This window comes from Vibrio sp. Makdt, from assembly GCF_027587015.1.
Lineage (GTDB): Bacteria > Pseudomonadota > Gammaproteobacteria > Enterobacterales > Vibrionaceae > Vibrio > Vibrio chagasii_B.
Genome location: NZ_JAPPTH010000024.1, coordinates 24,360 through 40,900, shown reverse-complemented (window position 1 = coordinate 40,900; position 16,541 = coordinate 24,360). Strand labels below are relative to the sequence as shown.

Annotated in this window: 14 protein-coding genes; 6 read left to right on the top strand and 8 right to left on the bottom strand. The window is 45.0% G+C overall.

Going from position 1 to position 16,541, the window contains the following annotated elements:
* Positions 1-119: 119 nt before the first annotated feature.
* From OH460_RS22135 to rlmA, 3 genes are all read right to left on the bottom strand, one after another.
* Positions 120-473, bottom strand: coding sequence for a hypothetical protein (locus OH460_RS22135; RefSeq protein ID WP_269999541.1), 354 nt, complete (start codon positions 471-473; stop codon positions 120-122).
* A gap of 184 nt (positions 474-657) precedes the next feature.
* Positions 658-1,611: a ChaN family lipoprotein gene (locus tag OH460_RS22130; protein WP_269999540.1), complete on the bottom strand. Its 954-nt coding sequence runs from the start codon at positions 1,609-1,611 to the stop codon at positions 658-660.
* A gap of 75 nt (positions 1,612-1,686) precedes the next feature.
* Positions 1,687-2,502 (bottom strand): 23S rRNA (guanine(745)-N(1))-methyltransferase, encoded by an 816-nt coding sequence (rlmA, locus tag OH460_RS22125; RefSeq protein ID WP_116871789.1) that lies wholly within the window; start codon positions 2,500-2,502, stop codon positions 1,687-1,689.
* A 205-nt stretch (positions 2,503-2,707) separates the two neighbouring features.
* On the opposite strand from rlmA, the gene OH460_RS22120 reads away from it, so the two are divergent.
* A complete protein-coding gene (locus OH460_RS22120) occupies positions 2,708-3,676 on the top strand; it encodes a nucleoside hydrolase (protein WP_269999539.1) in 969 nt (322 codons plus the stop codon).
* A gap of 103 nt (positions 3,677-3,779) precedes the next feature.
* Here the strand turns inward: OH460_RS22120 and OH460_RS22115 are convergent, their stop codons facing one another.
* Together OH460_RS22115 and gap are read right to left on the bottom strand one after the other, a co-directional pair.
* Positions 3,780-4,664 (bottom strand): D-hexose-6-phosphate mutarotase, encoded by an 885-nt coding sequence (locus OH460_RS22115; RefSeq protein ID WP_269999538.1) that lies wholly within the window; start codon positions 4,662-4,664, stop codon positions 3,780-3,782.
* Between the two features lie 237 nt (positions 4,665-4,901).
* A complete protein-coding gene (gap, locus tag OH460_RS22110) occupies positions 4,902-5,897 on the bottom strand; it encodes a type I glyceraldehyde-3-phosphate dehydrogenase (RefSeq protein ID WP_061033745.1) in 996 nt (331 codons plus the stop codon).
* A 358-nt stretch (positions 5,898-6,255) separates the two neighbouring features.
* On the opposite strand from gap, the gene msrB reads away from it, so the two are divergent.
* Positions 6,256-6,654, top strand: coding sequence for a peptide-methionine (R)-S-oxide reductase MsrB (gene msrB / locus OH460_RS22105; RefSeq protein ID WP_032498724.1), 399 nt, complete (start codon positions 6,256-6,258; stop codon positions 6,652-6,654).
* 159 nt (positions 6,655-6,813) lie between these two features.
* On the opposite strand, the gene OH460_RS22100 is transcribed toward msrB, so the two are convergent.
* Positions 6,814-7,623: a DUF2989 domain-containing protein gene (locus OH460_RS22100; RefSeq protein ID WP_269999558.1), complete on the bottom strand. Its 810-nt coding sequence runs from the start codon at positions 7,621-7,623 to the stop codon at positions 6,814-6,816.
* Between the two features lie 113 nt (positions 7,624-7,736).
* On the opposite strand from OH460_RS22100, the gene OH460_RS22095 reads away from it, so the two are divergent.
* A complete protein-coding gene (locus OH460_RS22095; protein WP_010437067.1) occupies positions 7,737-8,018 on the top strand; it encodes a YeaC family protein in 282 nt (93 codons plus the stop codon).
* 144 nt (positions 8,019-8,162) lie between these two features.
* On the opposite strand, the gene ansA is transcribed toward OH460_RS22095, so the two are convergent.
* Together ansA and sppA are read right to left on the bottom strand one after the other, a co-directional pair.
* Complete coding sequence (gene ansA / locus OH460_RS22090) at positions 8,163-9,179, bottom strand: asparaginase (protein ID WP_105057433.1); 1,017 nt, start codon at positions 9,177-9,179, stop codon at positions 8,163-8,165.
* A gap of 119 nt (positions 9,180-9,298) precedes the next feature.
* Positions 9,299-11,149, bottom strand: coding sequence for a signal peptide peptidase SppA (sppA, locus tag OH460_RS22085; protein ID WP_116871792.1), 1,851 nt, complete (start codon positions 11,147-11,149; stop codon positions 9,299-9,301).
* Between the two features lie 542 nt (positions 11,150-11,691).
* Here sppA and OH460_RS22080 point away from each other — a divergent pair.
* The 3 genes from OH460_RS22080 (at position 11,692) to OH460_RS22070 (ending at position 16,535) form a co-directional block, all read left to right on the top strand.
* Positions 11,692-13,701, top strand: a complete 2,010-nt coding sequence (locus tag OH460_RS22080; RefSeq protein WP_171731529.1) for an NADPH-dependent 2,4-dienoyl-CoA reductase — start codon at positions 11,692-11,694, stop codon at positions 13,699-13,701.
* 176 nt (positions 13,702-13,877) lie between these two features.
* The gene (locus OH460_RS22075; RefSeq protein WP_008223265.1) at positions 13,878-14,426 is read left to right on the top strand and encodes an NAD(P)H nitroreductase; all 549 of its coding nucleotides are present in this window, start codon (positions 13,878-13,880) and stop codon (positions 14,424-14,426) included.
* A 114-nt stretch (positions 14,427-14,540) separates the two neighbouring features.
* Positions 14,541-16,535: a DNA topoisomerase III gene (locus OH460_RS22070; RefSeq protein ID WP_269999537.1), complete on the top strand. Its 1,995-nt coding sequence runs from the start codon at positions 14,541-14,543 to the stop codon at positions 16,533-16,535.
* Positions 16,536-16,541: the final 6 nt, after the last annotated feature.

Genomic DNA, 16,541 nt, shown 5'->3' with positions numbered 1-16,541 from the left:
TAAAATGAGAGCGGAATTATGGAATGAACTCGTTTTTTAGACCTAATCGGGTCTATTGTCGTGACGACAAATCGCTTTTATTTTGAATAAAATACGATCAAAGAATTAAGCGGGTAAGGCTATATTAGAGCAAGAAGAATACCGCCTACGGTTGCCGCTGCGGACAGGTATTGCCCCGCTGAATAAGAACCGTCATCCTCTTCTTCGATCTTATCTGGGTGATCCATACCTAGAGCGCCGTGAGCGAAAGACTCGACTTTATCGGTGACTGTCGCGTTTTCTGCTTCAACTTTCTTTGCTTCTTTATCGATTTCTTTAAGGGCAGATAAGAGTGCTTTGCCTTCATCAGAAAGCTTAACCGTATTTTGCTCAACCTTAAGCGGTGCAGGCTTTTCAGCTTCGTTAGCTGAACTCTTAGCGTTCATCTGCGAAGGCGAATATAGCTGAGTATTACTCGTTCCTACTGGCGTCATATAGCTCTCCTTACCTATCCTTAAACATAGTATCGGCAGAGGTGTGAAAAACTTGTGCAATTAATCATCGATAGTGATGTTTTTTTATTCGCACATTACATTTTCTTCTGCTTAATCAAAACTGCTTGGTATTTAAGCAATTCCTATGCCGATACATATGTTTGTTGTAGAAGGTTAAGCGAGCTCAATCACATTGTAGATCTGAGCTGCGTTTAGATAGGTGTTTATATGCCTTCATGCGGTTTTCTTTCTGAACAAAACGTATGGGTGGAGACAATACCTGTAGTTGGTAATCACTTGAATCTGAAGACAATACATCAACAGGCGTGATGATGGCGACTCTCAGGTCAGGATTGCGACGCGAGATAGAAGCGGCTGTGCCTAAACCACCTTCCGTATGGAATTTACCAGCGACATGAATCACTTGTTTGTCAGGGTTCGTTGCTAGGTAATCGACAATCGATTCCGCCATGGTTTCATCCCAAGTCACTTGAGCGGCAAACTGCTTTTCAGTTTGTTCAGGCGTACCGTGGTGCATCGATGACATGAACTTGTCTTTGTAAGGGCTATCGCCAATATTAACTTCAGTCGCTACCCAATCTCTCTGTTCCGAAGAAAGCTGCTCTAGATACGGTAACCCTTTACGGCCAATACACTGAACAAAGGGCTTTGGTGCATTCGCTGCGATAACATCTAAGTCATTCGCTTTTGCGAACTCTACTAATGCGCGGTAATCACTTTCGTAATTTGGCCAAGCAGCAGCCTGAGAAATAAGCACTTGTTCACCAATCTCATCATTTAGGTATTGGTTAAGTGTGTCTTGGTGTTCTCGAGTGAACTGTTCCATTGACAGGGCAATGTTTGAACCTGTGTTTTGGCGCGCTTTTAAGAAGTCAGTTTGAAAGCGGTGGATGGCGGAATGAGTGTGCCATTCGCCAATAAGAATAACGTCAGCGTCTAGCAGCTCTTGAGGTAAAGCGTTAAGAGAGAGTGCTTCGCCTTGTGGTGAGGCAAACTGATAATCGTAGTAGGTGGAAACTGTTTCCGGTTGAACCACTTTTTGAGAAGTGTTTTCTGAAGGTTGATTAGCACAAGCTGTGAGAAGAGTAGCTAATCCGATAAGAATAATACGTTGCATGAAATGCCTCCTTGAAGAACACGCATACTAAAGGAGGCAAGGTGAGATTTCAATGCAAACGATAATCAATATCAATTAAATCTGTTTGCGATACACTCTTAGCATAAAGTCAGCTTCACAGTTGAATTGCTCTGCGTTGGTGAGTTGTTGTTTAAACTCTTCAGTTGCTTTCCAAGCAAACGGCGTCATCTGTAGCAGGTCGAATGCATCGGACCCCGATAGTTCCATCATATAGTTTAGATGCTCTTGGTGCTCAAGAGTAAAACCTTCGATCAATTCAGGATCTTCATCGTGTAAACGCACACCATCATAAATGGCGTCACGCAACTGATATAGGTGTCGGCTTGCTGGTGTCACTGTAATCACGACACCATTATCTTTGATGGTACGTTGCAGCTCTTCTGCCTTGCAAGGCGCATAAATGCGTAGAATGCCGTCTAAGCTGTTTTCAGCAAAGGGCAGGCGATGGCTAGAGGCAACTGAGAAGTCAACCGCAGGGTAGCGTTTAGCCGCGTATTTGATGGCAATCTTAGAAATGTCTAGGCCAAAAATCGCGCCGTTTTTATTTTGAAGATTCAACGCAATTTCGTTGGTGTAATACCCTTCGCCACAGCCAATATCCAATAGGCTAGGATCTGTGTCTGGCAGGTAGCTAGAACATAAGCCGACAACCGCTTGGCGCATTGGATCGTAATGGTTGCCTTCAAGGAAGCGACGACGTGCCTGCATCATCTCTTTGTTGTCACCTGGATCTTTTGAACGTTTATGGTGTGCTGGCATCAAGTTGACGTAGCCTTCTTTTGCTAAATCGAACTGATGGTTCTTTTCACACTTAAACGTACGATCGTGTTGAGATAAAGGTTGGTGACACAAAGGGCATTGGTAGTGCATGACGATCTCAGAGCATAGAGTAGGGCGGCAAATTCTATCAAAAAGGTCTCTGTCAGGCTAAACAAAAAAGTCGTTGATAGTCGCTCTGGAGATGTGGAGTGTTGGGGCTGATAACATAAAAAATCATTGCTTCGATTTTGGTCACGTTTGTCTGCCGTTTTTCTGGGTATTGTTCACTCTTTCCTAGCGTGAATAAGAAACTGATATGACAAAGAAAATTATCCTCGATACAGACCCAGGCATCGATGACGCAATGGCAATTCTATTTGCTGAAGCTCACCCAGAGATTGAGCTGATGGGAATTACGACGGTTTATGGCAATGCGACGATATATAACGGTACTCAGAATGCGCTTTATCTGAAGCAAAAGTTTGGTATGAATGCGCTGGTGGCAAAGGGTACTGATAAGCCATTAGTCAGAGACCCAGTTGGTGCTACCGTGGTCGTGCATGGTGAGGCTGGCTTTGGTGATGTAAAAGCACCGAGTTCACTAGAGGTTAAAGCGATTGAGAAGCCCGCTTATCAGTTCATTATTGATAGTGTTCGTTCTGAGCCGGGAGAGATTACACTCGTGGCGGTTGGTCCTCTCACTAACCTTGCTCTAGCGTTGGAAGCGGATCCTGGCATTGTCGATTTGGTTAAGGAAGTCGTCATTATGGGCGGAGCCTTTGGCGAAAATGACCACAGGGGCAATGTGACACCATTTGCTGAAGCGAACATACACGATGATCCTCATGCTGCAGACAAGGTCTTCACGGCATTATGGCCAGTGACGGTTATCGGACTTGATGTAACAGAGGAGAGCTTCTTTACTGCTCAATACTTGGATGATTTGAGAGATGACGCTGGAGAGGTCGGGCAGTTCATCTGGGATGTTAGCCGTTACTATTTGAAGTTCTACTCAGAAAAAGTGGGAATGGAAGGCTGTCACGTTCACGATCCATCAGCCATTGCTTATGTTATCCAACCTTCTTTATTTGAGTGCCGAAGTGGTGCGATTAGAGTGGTCACTGACGGACCTGCAGAGGGCATGACCATCCAGAAAAGCGACCAGCGTAGTTACATGAATGATGAGTGGAGCTCATTCCCGGCGCAGAAGGTCGGCGTTAAAGTAGACGATGAAGCGCTGCTGTCACTCTATAGAGAGACGTTAGTTCGATATTCTCAGAGTTAAGTTTAATCGTTAGCCGATTGAGAGCAATAAAAAGGCCGGAGTGAACCGGCCTTTAATGTGTCTTGCGTAGCGAACTGATTACAGAATCAATTCCTGAATAAGGTTACTGAACAGAAATCGTTGTAATTAGCTGGTGGTTCTCGCCAGGCTGAAGTGTTTTACCTGCCTCTAAACTTGGCGCGTGCAGTGTTGATTCAACACATAGCATGGTGAGGTAGCCATCATCTTGCATGTCGCCCATACCAGCAGCACCTTCTGCCCAAGGGTTCCACAATACCGCAGAGTTATGGCCTTGGTTTTCAACTGTTAAAGTACGCTCAAGTTTTTTGTCCGCAACTAAGATTTGCGCTTCTGGCTGAGTGTACACTCGGTCAATAGTGTCGGTTAGCACAAGCTCAGCACCGCCTTGGCAGATCTTGCCACCTTGTAAGCTGTCGATGTACTCAGCACCCATACCTGTGGTGGTTGTGTTATGGATGTCTGCAACGTTTAGGTAAGTGTGCAGCGCACCAGAGAAAGTCCATGGTTGAGAATCTGTGTTCTTCACATCTAATGTTACTTTTAGCTCATCACCAATCTCAACATTTAGGCGAGCATCGAACTGATGAGGCCATACTGCCAGCGTCTCTCCACTAGGCTTTAGACCTAAGCTGACAATCACACCCGCTTCACTTTCACGGTGCTCAACTAATTGCCATTCACTTGAGCGTGCAAATCCATGCGCAGGTGCCGCAATGCGACCAAACCAAGGCCAACATACTGGAATACCACCACGCAATGCTGTTTTTCCATCAAACTTAGCTTGTTGACTCATCCAAATCAGGTCTTCTTGACCTTGTGGTTGGAACGACACAACATGACCGCCAAACAGTGAAATCGCGGCATTTGCCTTCTCGTGGTTAACACGAACTAGTTTTACACCTTGGTGCTCAACGATAGTCACGTTATCAGAAAGTACAGTCAGTGCAGGTAGAGTAGATAAATCCATTACATGATCCTTCTAAGGAAATTGAATTCAAATGCTGACTCGATTCAAGCTTGTGATGAGAGGTGCAAGCAAACCAGTATTGGAATTGAATTTTACGTTTGGGCTATCTTGGTGGATTAAAATAGACGAAGTTAAAAGATAGCAGGTATTAAAAAGGCGACACTAAGGTCGCCTTTTTCAAAGTCTGCTCAAAACAGTCTTTGCTAATGCTTATCTAAAGCTATTTCTAAAAAGAAATTACTTAGAGATGTGAGCGATTAGGTCAAGAACTTTGTTTGAGTAACCGATTTCGTTGTCGTACCAAGATACAACTTTAACGAATTTGTCAGTTAGAGCAACACCAGCTTTAGCATCGAATACTGAAGTGTTAACTTCACCGATGAAGTCTTGAGAAACAACTTGGTCTTCAGTGTAACCTAGAACGCCAGCCATTTCGCCTTCAGAAGCTTCTTTCATTGCAGCACAGATTTCTTCGTAAGAAGCAGCTTCTTTTAGGTTAACTGTTAGGTCAACTACAGAAACGTTAGCTGTTGGTACACGGAAAGCCATACCAGTTAGAAGGCCGTTTAGTTCTGGAAGAACAACGCCTACAGCTTTAGCAGCACCAGTTGAAGATGGGATGATGTTTTGAGAAGCACCACGGCCACCGCGCCAGTCTTTAGCAGAAGGACCATCTACAGTTTTTTGAGTTGCTGTAGTAGCGTGAACTGTAGTCATTAGACCAGACTCGATGCCCCACTTGTCGTTAAGAACTTTAGCGATAGGTGCAAGACAGTTAGTAGTACAAGAAGCGTTAGAAACGATGTCTTGACCAGCGTAAGTTGCTTGGTTAACGCCCATAACGAACATTGGAGTTGCGTCTTTAGAAGGACCAGTAAGAACAACTTTCTTAGCACCAGCAGTGATGTGCTTACGTGCAGTCTCGTCAGTTAGGAAAAGACCAGTTGCTTCAGCAACAACGTCTACGTCGATTGCATCCCACTTAAGATCTTCTGGGTTACGCTCAGCTGTAACACGTACAGTTTTACCGTTAACGATTAGGTTACCGCCTTCAACTTCAACAGTACCGTTGAAACGGCCGTGAGTTGAGTCGTACTTCAGCATGTATGCCATGTATTCAACGTCGATAAGGTCGTTGATACCAACAACTTCGATGTCATTGCGCTCTTGCGCTGCACGGAATACGAAACGACCGATACGGCCAAAACCATTAATACCTACTTTGATAGTCATTGTAGTTGCTCCACAACTTAATTTCTGATTAAAGATAACTGGTAGTAAAATTACAGAATCCAGTCTAAATCTGCAATAGATAATCCGACTTAACTTGTTTAATGTCAAAAAAAAGCGACGCTTTTCTTAACAATTGAGTGTAAGTGGTTGAAAATTGACCATTGCTAGTGGTTCTGCACCCTTCCAGTTGGGTAAAATACCTCTAAATGACGATTCACTTATGAGTGTATATGTACAATGTTTTCTTGTGAGAAAGTATGTGCTACAAAACGACTCATATGCAAGCCTTTATAGAAAAAAGTAAATATAATAAATGAGAATGTGGAGAGATATTAACGTGATTCAAAAGGAAGAAAAGATGATAAAGCCTGATGAATACTGGCGTGAACGCCTAACTGACGATGAGTATGAAGTGTGTCGTCTACGTGGTACTGAAGCCCCTTATAGCGGTAAGTTATTACACAACCACAAGACGGGTGTTTACAGCTGCACATGCTGCCAAGCCCCATTATTCCTGTCGGATAACAAATATGATTCTGGGTGCGGGTGGCCGAGCTTCGATGCGCCTGTAAACGATACAGCAATACGCTATATAGAAGATCTAAGTCACGGAATGAAGCGTGTAGAGATTCGTTGTAGTGCCTGCGATAGCCACCTAGGTCACGTTTTTCCTGATGGTCCGAAGACAACTGGCGAACGTTTTTGTGTTAATTCTGTGTCGTTAATTTTCAACAAAAATGACGAAAGTACGAAATAACTTGTCACTATTGTTTAATCCTTACAGATCGCATTTGTCGATGAAATTGTAATGAACAGCCCAAGATTTCAGCGTTAACTCTAGTACAAATAAAAACAGCTACCATGATGGTAGCTGTTTTTTTACAATTTGTTGAAGAGGCTAATTGGTCGCCTAAGATTACTCGTAGCTCTTCACAACAGCAGGGCTGTAAACGCCGTCTTCAATGGCTTCGACAATCTTGTCTGCGTCTTTATTCAACTGCTTATATTTTTGCTTTTCAAAGTGATAGAGAACAGCGAGCTCAGATTCAGAGGCGATCGGCACGTTAAAGTCTTTAGCGACCATTGCCCATACATACGCTTCTTCCATATTACCTAAGCTGTGGTTAATACTGGCCATCGACTTAAAAATTTCAGTGTTGACGTTCGAGTTACTCGATAAGGTCAATGCGTTATTAAGCAGTTTTAACGTCTTCACATGGTCTCGAGTGGTGTAGAACGTTGCTAGGGCATACTGCATCTCTGCCGTATTTAACGCATCTGTTCCTTCCAGTTGTAAGAAGCTGCGTCTTGCATTGGTATCCCCGGTTTGTGACCACAAGAAGTAGAGCGTTTCTGGCGTGTCTGATTGAGACAGTTCACTGACAATACGTTCAGACTCTTCGATGCTGTGCATTAAAGAAGTAAAACGACGCTCTTGAAGTTTAGATTGATCGATCGTTTCTATCTGCGCGGCTAGCTCAAGACACTTTTTATAGGCTGTGACTAATTCGAACTCTTTGATCTTATTGATTTCGGTTGGATGTTTTTGAACTTCAAAGCGATGCCAGATAAGGTCGGTACGCGCCACGCGGCACTGTCCGTCGTTCATGTTCAGCTGTTCGCATCGCAACCCAGGATTGCTCTGGCACAACTGATCGGTATTTTTGTTTCCTTCAAGACACCCAACCAGAGTGAAAGGTAATAGGCCAATTGCCAACCATTTCATAATTTTCATATTCCTTCACTTGTGATCAAATGCACTTATTATTGGTCAGGTTCTTGACTCAATTCTGTTACGGGTTATTTTCTGGTGAAAATTGTTAAAACTAAGGCTTTACCATGGATGCAGAACAACTTCTTAGCGCAATGACACCCGAGGTCTACGAACGTTTAACCTACGCAGTTGAAACGGGTAAATGGCCAGAAGGAACAGCGCTTTCTAAAGAGCAGCGCGATTCGTGTATGCAGGCGGTTATGTTATACCAATCTAAACATAACTCTGAAGCTCAACACATGACAATTGCCGCTGGTGGTGAAATTAGCTTTAAGTCTAAATCTGAACTCAAAAAACAGTTTAAGTCAGATCAAGAAGACATTGTGAGAGTTAACCCAAATCATTAGGCTTTAAATTACAACAAAGGGGTGGCGCAGTGCCACCCCTTTTACGTTAAGTCGTTTATTTATAAGTAATAAAACGATTTAGCTCACGTTAAACTGCTGCTCACATCATAGAAGAGCAGCCGCTCAAGATGAACCTTAACGAGCTTACAAGCTCATCTCACCACGCAGTACTTGCTGCATCTGAGTTTTCACTTCTTCGTAGCTTAGGTTTTGGCTTAATAGGTAATGAAGTTTCGCTAGTGCCGCTTCCGGAGTCATATCATAACCACTAACAACCCCAGCTTCTGCTAAAGCACAGCCCGTCGCATAGCCACCCATGTTCACTTTACCTGCTAAACATTGAGTTAGGTTTACCACGATAACACCGCGCTCTGATGCGTCTTTTAGGTGCTGAAGTAGCTCTGGGTTTTGTGGTGCATTACCAACACCAAAAGTCAGCAGGATCATTGCGTTAACAGGTTGTAGTAACGTGTTACGGATCACTTCGTGTGAGATGCCTGGGTACATAGTGATTACGCCGATTGGTTGCGGTGTAATGTTATGAACCTTGAACTTCCCTTCAGGTTGCTCGTTGACTACAACGTTGTTGCTTAGCTGGATATTGATACCAGCTTCCAACAGCGGATTAAGGTTTGGAGAGGTAAACGCATTGAAGCCATCTGCGTGTGATTTGGTGCTGCGGTTACCACGCATTAATTTGTTATTGAAGAACAGTGTCACTTCGTTGATTGGGTAATTCGCCGCGATGTGTAGTGCATTCAATAGGTTTGCTTGGCCGTCAGAACGTAGCTCAGCAAGTGGGATCTGAGAGCCGGTAACAATCACAGGTTTGCCAAGGTTTTCTAGCATGAAAGACAACGCAGAAGCGGTGTACGCCATGGTGTCAGTACCGTGCAGGATAACGAAGCCATCGTATTTGTCGTAGTTCGCGCGGATGTCATCAGCGATAGTCTGCCAATCAAGTGGCGTCATGTCTGAAGAGTCCATCAATGGCGAGTATTCGTGGATGGTGTACTCAGGCATCTCTGGGCGATGGAATTCAGGCATACCAGCAAGCTGTTTATCCATGAATCCAGCAACAGGGACATAGCCGTGATCATGCGATTTTTGCATGCCGATTGTGCCGCCGGTGTACGCGATATAGATGTGTTTTCTTTCCATGGCGATTATTACTTTAGTGTGATGTAGGGAACAGGTGGGCGATTATAGCGAATTATTATGTAATAAAAAGAGGCGCCTCACACAGAGGCGCCCCTTGATAATAAAGCGTTGAGCTTAAATTATTGAACTTGGCAGTTTAAGCAAAAAGCGTAACGGCCTTGTGGGTCGTTAAAGTTGCTTAATAGTTGGCTATCTTGAGCTAACTGCTGCGTAACCGGCTGCAAACTGCTTGGTATCATTGACTGAATATCAAGGCCAATCGACATCTGAACTTGGTTCATAAATTCTTGAATAAACTGCTCAGTGGCTGAAAGTGGCTCTTCTACCCAGTAGATGTTGTAGCTTTCGAGTTCTGCAAGTGAAGCGGCGGCTGCAATCGCGTCATCGAAGTCACCAATTTCATCGACTAAACCGTTTTGCATAGCGTCTTGGCCTGTCCATACGCGACCTTGAGCAATTTTATCGACCGCATCAACATCCATTCCACGGTTTTCTCCAACTAGACCGATGAATCGGCGGTAGCCATGTTCAATACCCATCTGGAACGCATCTTTCGCGCCCTCAGTTAGGCCGGTGGTGATACCAAGACCTGAGAACGGTGATGTGCCAACGCCATCAGTATAAACACCAATATCATTTAAGCCTTTTTCGAAGGTAGTGATGACACTGAAGATACCAATCGAGCCAGTTAACGTCGTTGGTTGAGCGAGGATCTTGTCTGCGCCCATTGAGATCCAGTAACCACCAGAAGCGGCAAGGCTAGACATTGACACAACTACAGGCTTACCCGCTTGCTTAATCGCTTCTATTTCATTGCGAATAACTTCTGAAGCAAATGCGCTGCCGCCAGGGCTATCCACTCTAAGAACAACGGCTTTAACTTTGTCATCGTTACGAGCTTGGCGAAGTAGAGCCGCGGTTGTATCGCCACCCACGGTGCCACGTGGCTGTTTGCCATCCATAATAGCGCCGCTAGCAACAATCACAGCTACATCGTGTGACTCACTGCTCATGTCTGGAAGCATGGTTGCACGGTACTCGTAGTAGCCAAGTGCGTTGTAACTGTCTTGACCATCACTGCCGAACACATCTGCAAGCTCTAGTCGAACTTGCTGGCGAGTGGCTAGCTCATCCACCAAACCAAGTTTTTCCGCCAGTTTCGCGATATCGCCATCAACAGATTCAAGCTCTTTCAAGAAAGTGTCCATGCTTGGATTGAGTGTCTTCGCATCAATTTGGCGGTTATTGCTCACATCGTCAACGTAAGCACTCCATAGTTGGCCTAACCAACGTGATGCCGACTCTTTTGCTGCGTCAGACATGTCGTCACGAATGAACGGCTCAATCGCTGATTTGTAAGTGCCCACGCGGAACACATGAGTGTTTACATCGAGCTTCTCTAATAAGGTTTTGTAGTAAAGCGAGTAGGCGCTGTAACCTTTAAGAAGTACACCACCATCAGGCGACATGTATACCTTAGTTGCGTAGCTTGCTAGGTAGTATTGGCTTTGGTTGTAGAAGTCACCCACCGCATAAATTGGCTTTCCTGAAGCTTTAAACTCATTTAAGGCTTTAGCGATGTAGCGCAGTTTAGTTAGGTTGGTCTCTGGCAGCTCTTTAAGTGCCAAAACAATACCTGTTACATTGTCATCGTCTTTGGCATAGCGAATGGTTTCAACGATATCAAAGAGAATATTTTCTTTTGGCAGATCTTTGCCCAGCAGCGAACCGGTAACGGAATCCATCGGATTGATATAACGGCTTTGTTCAACAATCGGACCTGACAGGTTTAACACTAAAGCAGATTGTTGTGGCACGGTCGGCGGCGCTGTGTCTGAGTGGAAGTACACAAAGTAGATAACGGCAATACTGAGCAAGAAGATTAGGTTAACAAGCGCAACACGTACAAACGTAATCAGCTTCCATATCCCTTTGAAGATCATGCCTATAAATTTGAATATTTTTTTCATTCTGTCTCCGCAGTGAGATTATGTCGCTTTAACAAGCAGCAGTACCATTAATCTCAATAATATGAACTGCTTAGTATCCTACGATAATTCCCTAATTCAAACTATACCAAGAAGTGTTAATCGATTTATATTCTCATTAAGTGTAGTCAGATAAGGGGCTGTTGACCTTTCGTGGTTAAGTTTTGTTCGAGATAAAATCGTTTTAGGCGCGGCGAAGAGTATGTAGCCTAGCATTCTAAGCAAATATTCTTCAACAAAGCATAAAATGATTTTAGACGAACCCTTCGGGCAGCTCTTGTGGTTCATTTCTACTGCGTTATCGGCTTTTCATGTAGGCCAGCTACACATCAAAGCCTCTTCCTTGTATAAATTTCCCACAAGATGCTGCAAAACCAATCTCGAAAGGTTAACAGCCCCTAGGACTTTTGAACGATTAATACCTTCAGCATTATGATCGGTGTTACAAAAATGTAAACGGTTGTTTGAACTTTTGGTGATTGAGCTATACTGTGGTCAGACCACAAGGATAAATAATAGAAGTGATGTCTGCCATGTACCCACATTTACTTGAACCACTCGATCTTGGATTTACTCAGTTACGTAACCGTGTATTGATGGGATCAATGCACACCGGCTTAGAAGAGCACAAAGAAGGCCTACATAAACTCGCCGCGTTTTACGAAGAGCGAGCAAAAGGAGGCGTTGGCCTAATTGTTACAGGCGGCTTTTCTCCGAACTTACGTGGCAGATTATCCCCATTTAGTGCTGAATTCAGTAAAGTTAAGCACGCGAAAGCCCACCAGGTTGTTACCGAAGCGGTACATAAACACGGTGGCAAGATCGCTTTGCAGCTGTTGCATGCTGGTCGATATGCGATGCACCCATTCGCGCAGAGTGCGTCAGGTATAAAAGCACCAATCGCCAAATTTGCGCCAAGCGAGATGAGCCCTCGTCAAATCAAAAAGACCATCAATGCCTTTGCTAACAGTGCCGAGCTTGCTCAAGTGGCAGGTTACGACGGCATTGAAATCATGGGCTCTGAAGGTTACTTGATTAACCAATTTATCTGTAAGCGAACCAACATGCGTTACGACGAGTGGGGTGGCTCTTATGAGAAGCGCATGCGTTTCCCACTAGAGATCGTCAAATCGATTCGTGAAGCTGTGGGCGATGATTTCATTATTATCTTCCGACTGTCGATGCTGGATTTGGTTGAGCAAGGCAGTACCTTTGAAGATGTTGTGTTACTGGCTCAAAAGCTTGAAGAGGCGGGCGTTACCATTATCAATACGGGTATTGGCTGGCATGAAGCACGTATCCCAACTATCGCGACACAAGTACCACGTGGTGCTTTCTCATGGGTAACTGAGAAAGTGAAACCGTATGTCTCTATTCCAGTGATCACTTGTAACCGTATCAATACACCTGAAGAAGCAGAACGTATTATCAGCTCCGGTCAGGCCGATATGGTCTCCATGGCTCGTCCTTTCTTGGCAGACCCTGATTTCGTCAATAAAGCCGCACAAGATCAAGCACAGTTCATCAACACCTGTATTGGTTGTAACCAAGCGTGTCTTGATAACGTATTCAAAGGGAAACGTGCGAGCTGTTTGGTTAATCCACGAGCGTGTCACGAGACTGAAATTGTCGTTCAACCCGCACCAGCGACTAAGACTATAGCGGTTGTAGGTGCAGGCCCTGCAGGTTTAGCTTGTGCGACGACTTTGGCTCAACGCGGGCATAAAGTTGATTTGATTGAGAAAAATGATCGTATAGGCGGTCAGTTTAGACTAGCAATGCAGATCCCGGGCAAAGAAGAATTCAGAGAAACGATTCGTTATTTTGCTAACCAAATAGATGCATCGGGCGTGAACCTGAAACTGGATACTGAAGCTACGTTTGAGATGCTACTTAAGTACGATGAAGTGGTGATGGCTGCGGGTGTTGAGCCAAGAAAATTGAACATTGAAGGTATTGATCACGAGAACGTGGTCGATTACCAAACCTTGATCCGCGAAAAGACACCTGTAGGTGAAAAGGTCGCGATTGTTGGTGCTGGTGGTATCGGTGTCGATGTGGCAACCATGCTCACCGAGCCGACGTCCCATAGTTTAGACGATTGGCTACATGAGTGGGGCATCGATAAGAATATGGAACACCCAGGTGGCTTGTATCCTTACCCGGATTCATTCAGTGACAAAACGGTTTGGGTTATGCAGCGTAAAGCGGGTCGCGTTGGTAAAGGTCCGGGCAAAACCACAGGCTGGATTCACAAACGCACACTAGAAAAACGCGGTGTGAACTTACTTGGTGGCGTGAGCTACAACAAGATTGACGACCAAGGTTTGCATATCAGTGTTGGTAAACAAGATCAGGTATTAGATGCCGATTCTGTTATCGTGTGTGCAGGTCAAGTATCGGTGAGACCATTCGAAGATATGTGGCAAGAGTTTGGTGGCAAATTGCACGTGATTGGTGGTGCTGATTATGCTGGTGAGCTAGATGCTGTGCGCGCTATCCGTCAAGGTGTTGAACTAGCGATTAAGTTATAGAGCCAGTTAGCTAAGTTACTGAGATAGATGTTTGAACAAGGCTCCTAAGTCGTAGATTTAGGAGCCTTTATTGTTTCTAATCTAGTCTATATGGGGAGTCGTTGAGATTTATTATCGTTTGTATTCTGTGCTAAAGTTCAAGTATACAAATAATAAAGAAATAGTAAGGACTTCAAATGGATGCTTTGGATCTACTGCTCAACCGACGCTCTATCGCAAAACTCTCTGATCCGGCACCTGAAGGTGTAGCGTTAGAAAACATCATCAAAGCGGGCTTACGAGCTCCTGACCACGGTGCACTAACACCATGGCGCTTTGTTATCGCACAAGGTTCAGGGCTACAGAAGCTATCTGATATCTTGGTTCGTGCTGCTGAAGCGGAAGACAGCGAAGAAGCGGTGATTGAGAAAGTGAAAAAGGCGCCGTTCCGTGCTCCTATGGTAATTACTGTCATCGCGAAAGTAACCGAGCACGAGAAAGTACCAGCGATTGAACAACATCTTTCTGCAGGTTGTGCGGCGCAAGCAATGCAAATGGCGGCTGTCGCTCAAGGTTTCCAAGGTTTTTGGCGCTCAGGCAAATGGATGTTCCACCCAGAGGTACATCAAGCATTCGGTCTAGAAGGCGATGACGAAATTGTTGGCTTCCTATACCTAGGTACGCCGGGCTGCACACCAATGAAAGTGCCAGAGCGTGACTTCTCTAAGTTTGTTGAGTTCCTATAAAGAGCACTGAAGCTGAATAGTGGAATGCTAACTGTATAAACAACCAGTTTTTCTTGATTTATTAGGGTCACATTAGATAATGTGGCCCTAATTGTTTGTAGCATCTGGAAAAACATGTCTCGCCTTATTATTGCTGAAAAACCAAGCCTCGGTCGCGCGATCGCCGCCGCACTGCCAAATCCACAGAAGAAAGACCAAGGGTTCATTAAATGTGGTAACGGTGATGTAGTGACTTGGTGTATTGGACACTTATTGGAGCAGGTTGAGCCAGACGCTTATGACGACCGCTATAAGAAATGGAACTTGGCCGATTTACCTATTGTGCCTGAGCAGTGGCAGCTAAGACCACGCAAGACTTCAAGCAAACAGCTCACGGTGATCCGAAAGCTATTGAAGGACGCCACTCAAATTGTTCACGCCGGAGACCCGGATAGAGAAGGGCAGCTGCTGGTTGATGAAGTGATTGATTACTGCAAGGTATCTAAAGCCAAGAAAGAGTCGATGGAAAGGCTGCTGATTAGTGATTTGAACTTACCTGCCGTGAAGCGTGCACTTTCTCAAATGCGCAGCAATCGCGACTTTATCCCTCTTTCTGTTTCAGCATTGGCACGCTCTAGAGCTGATTGGCTGTATGGCATGAACATGACTCGCGCTTATACCTTGCTGGGTCAAAAAGCCGGTTACCAAGGCGTGTTGTCGGTCGGGCGAGTGCAAACACCGGTACTTGGTTTGGTGGTAAGGCGCGATGAAGAGATCGAAAACTTCATTCCAAAAGATTACTTCACTTTGCATGCTTTGATCCCTTACCAAAACAACGGTCAGAGTTTTGATATTCGTGCTCGTTGGAAACCAAGCGAAGCATGTAAACCATGGCAAGATGAAGAAGGGCGCGTGCTCAATCGAAAGCTGGTTGAGAATGTGGCTAACCGAATTGCGAATCAACCAGCGACGGTGACGGAATCAGAGCAAAAGCAGAGCAAACAAGCTGCGCCACTGCCTTACTCGCTGTCAGCACTGCAGATTGACGCATCTAAGCGTTTTGGTATGAGTGCTCAGCAGGTGTTGGACACTTGTCAGTCTTTGTACGAGAAGCACAAGCTCATCACTTACCCACGTTCTGACAGCCGCTATCTACCCAAAGAGCACTACTCGCAGCGAGAATCGATCGTTGATGCTATCGCTAATAATGCGAAAGAGCTGCAAAGTGGCGCTCAAGGTGCGGATCTTTCTCTTAAATCCAAAGCATGGAACGACAGTAAGGTCGATGCTCACCACGCAATAATCCCGACACCGAAGAAATCATCGGTGAACGGCCTGTCTGCCAACGAGATGAAAATCTATCAGCAAATCGCTCGTCAGTATCTGATGCAATTCTACCCACCTGCCGTTTTTGCTGATGCTAAGCTGGTCTTTGATATCGCTGGTGGCGTGTTCATTGCGAAAGGACGTCAGCTTATCAACCCCGGTTGGAAGGTGTTGATGGGTAAAACGGATACCGAAGAAAAAGGCGATGGCACGGATACGGTTCCTCCATTGGATAAAGGTACGGTGTTGACGTGTCGTGAAGGCGTGATTGGTGATAAGAAAACAGAGCCGCCAAAACACTTCACGGAAGCGACATTGCTTCAAGCGATGACAGGTATCGCGCGTTTTGTTGCGAACAAAGATCTCAAAGCCATTTTGAAAGAGACCGATGGCCTTGGCACAGAAGCAACTCGTGCAGGCATTCTAGATACTCTATTTAAAAGACAGCTGCTAACGCGCCAAGGTAAGAGTATTCACAGTAGCCCTGCGGGCAGAGGCTTGATTCATGCCTTACCTGAGGACTCTACCTTTCCAGACATGACGGCACATTGGGAGCACCAACTGCAAGGCATGGCAGAGCGAAATCAAGCTTATCAGCCTTTCATGCAAGCGTTAGAAAGCAAGATTGATGGTTTGATGGGCAAGGTAAAAACGGGCGAAGTTCCTGAGTCTCTGCGTCATCTTCCTAAAGTCGAAAGACCAGCTTTTAAACGCCGTAAAGGCGGTGGTGCGAAGAAGTCTTATGCCAAGACAGGTTCGTATGCTAAGAAAGGTACTTCCGCTAAAAAGAGCACCAAAAGCTAAGACTTA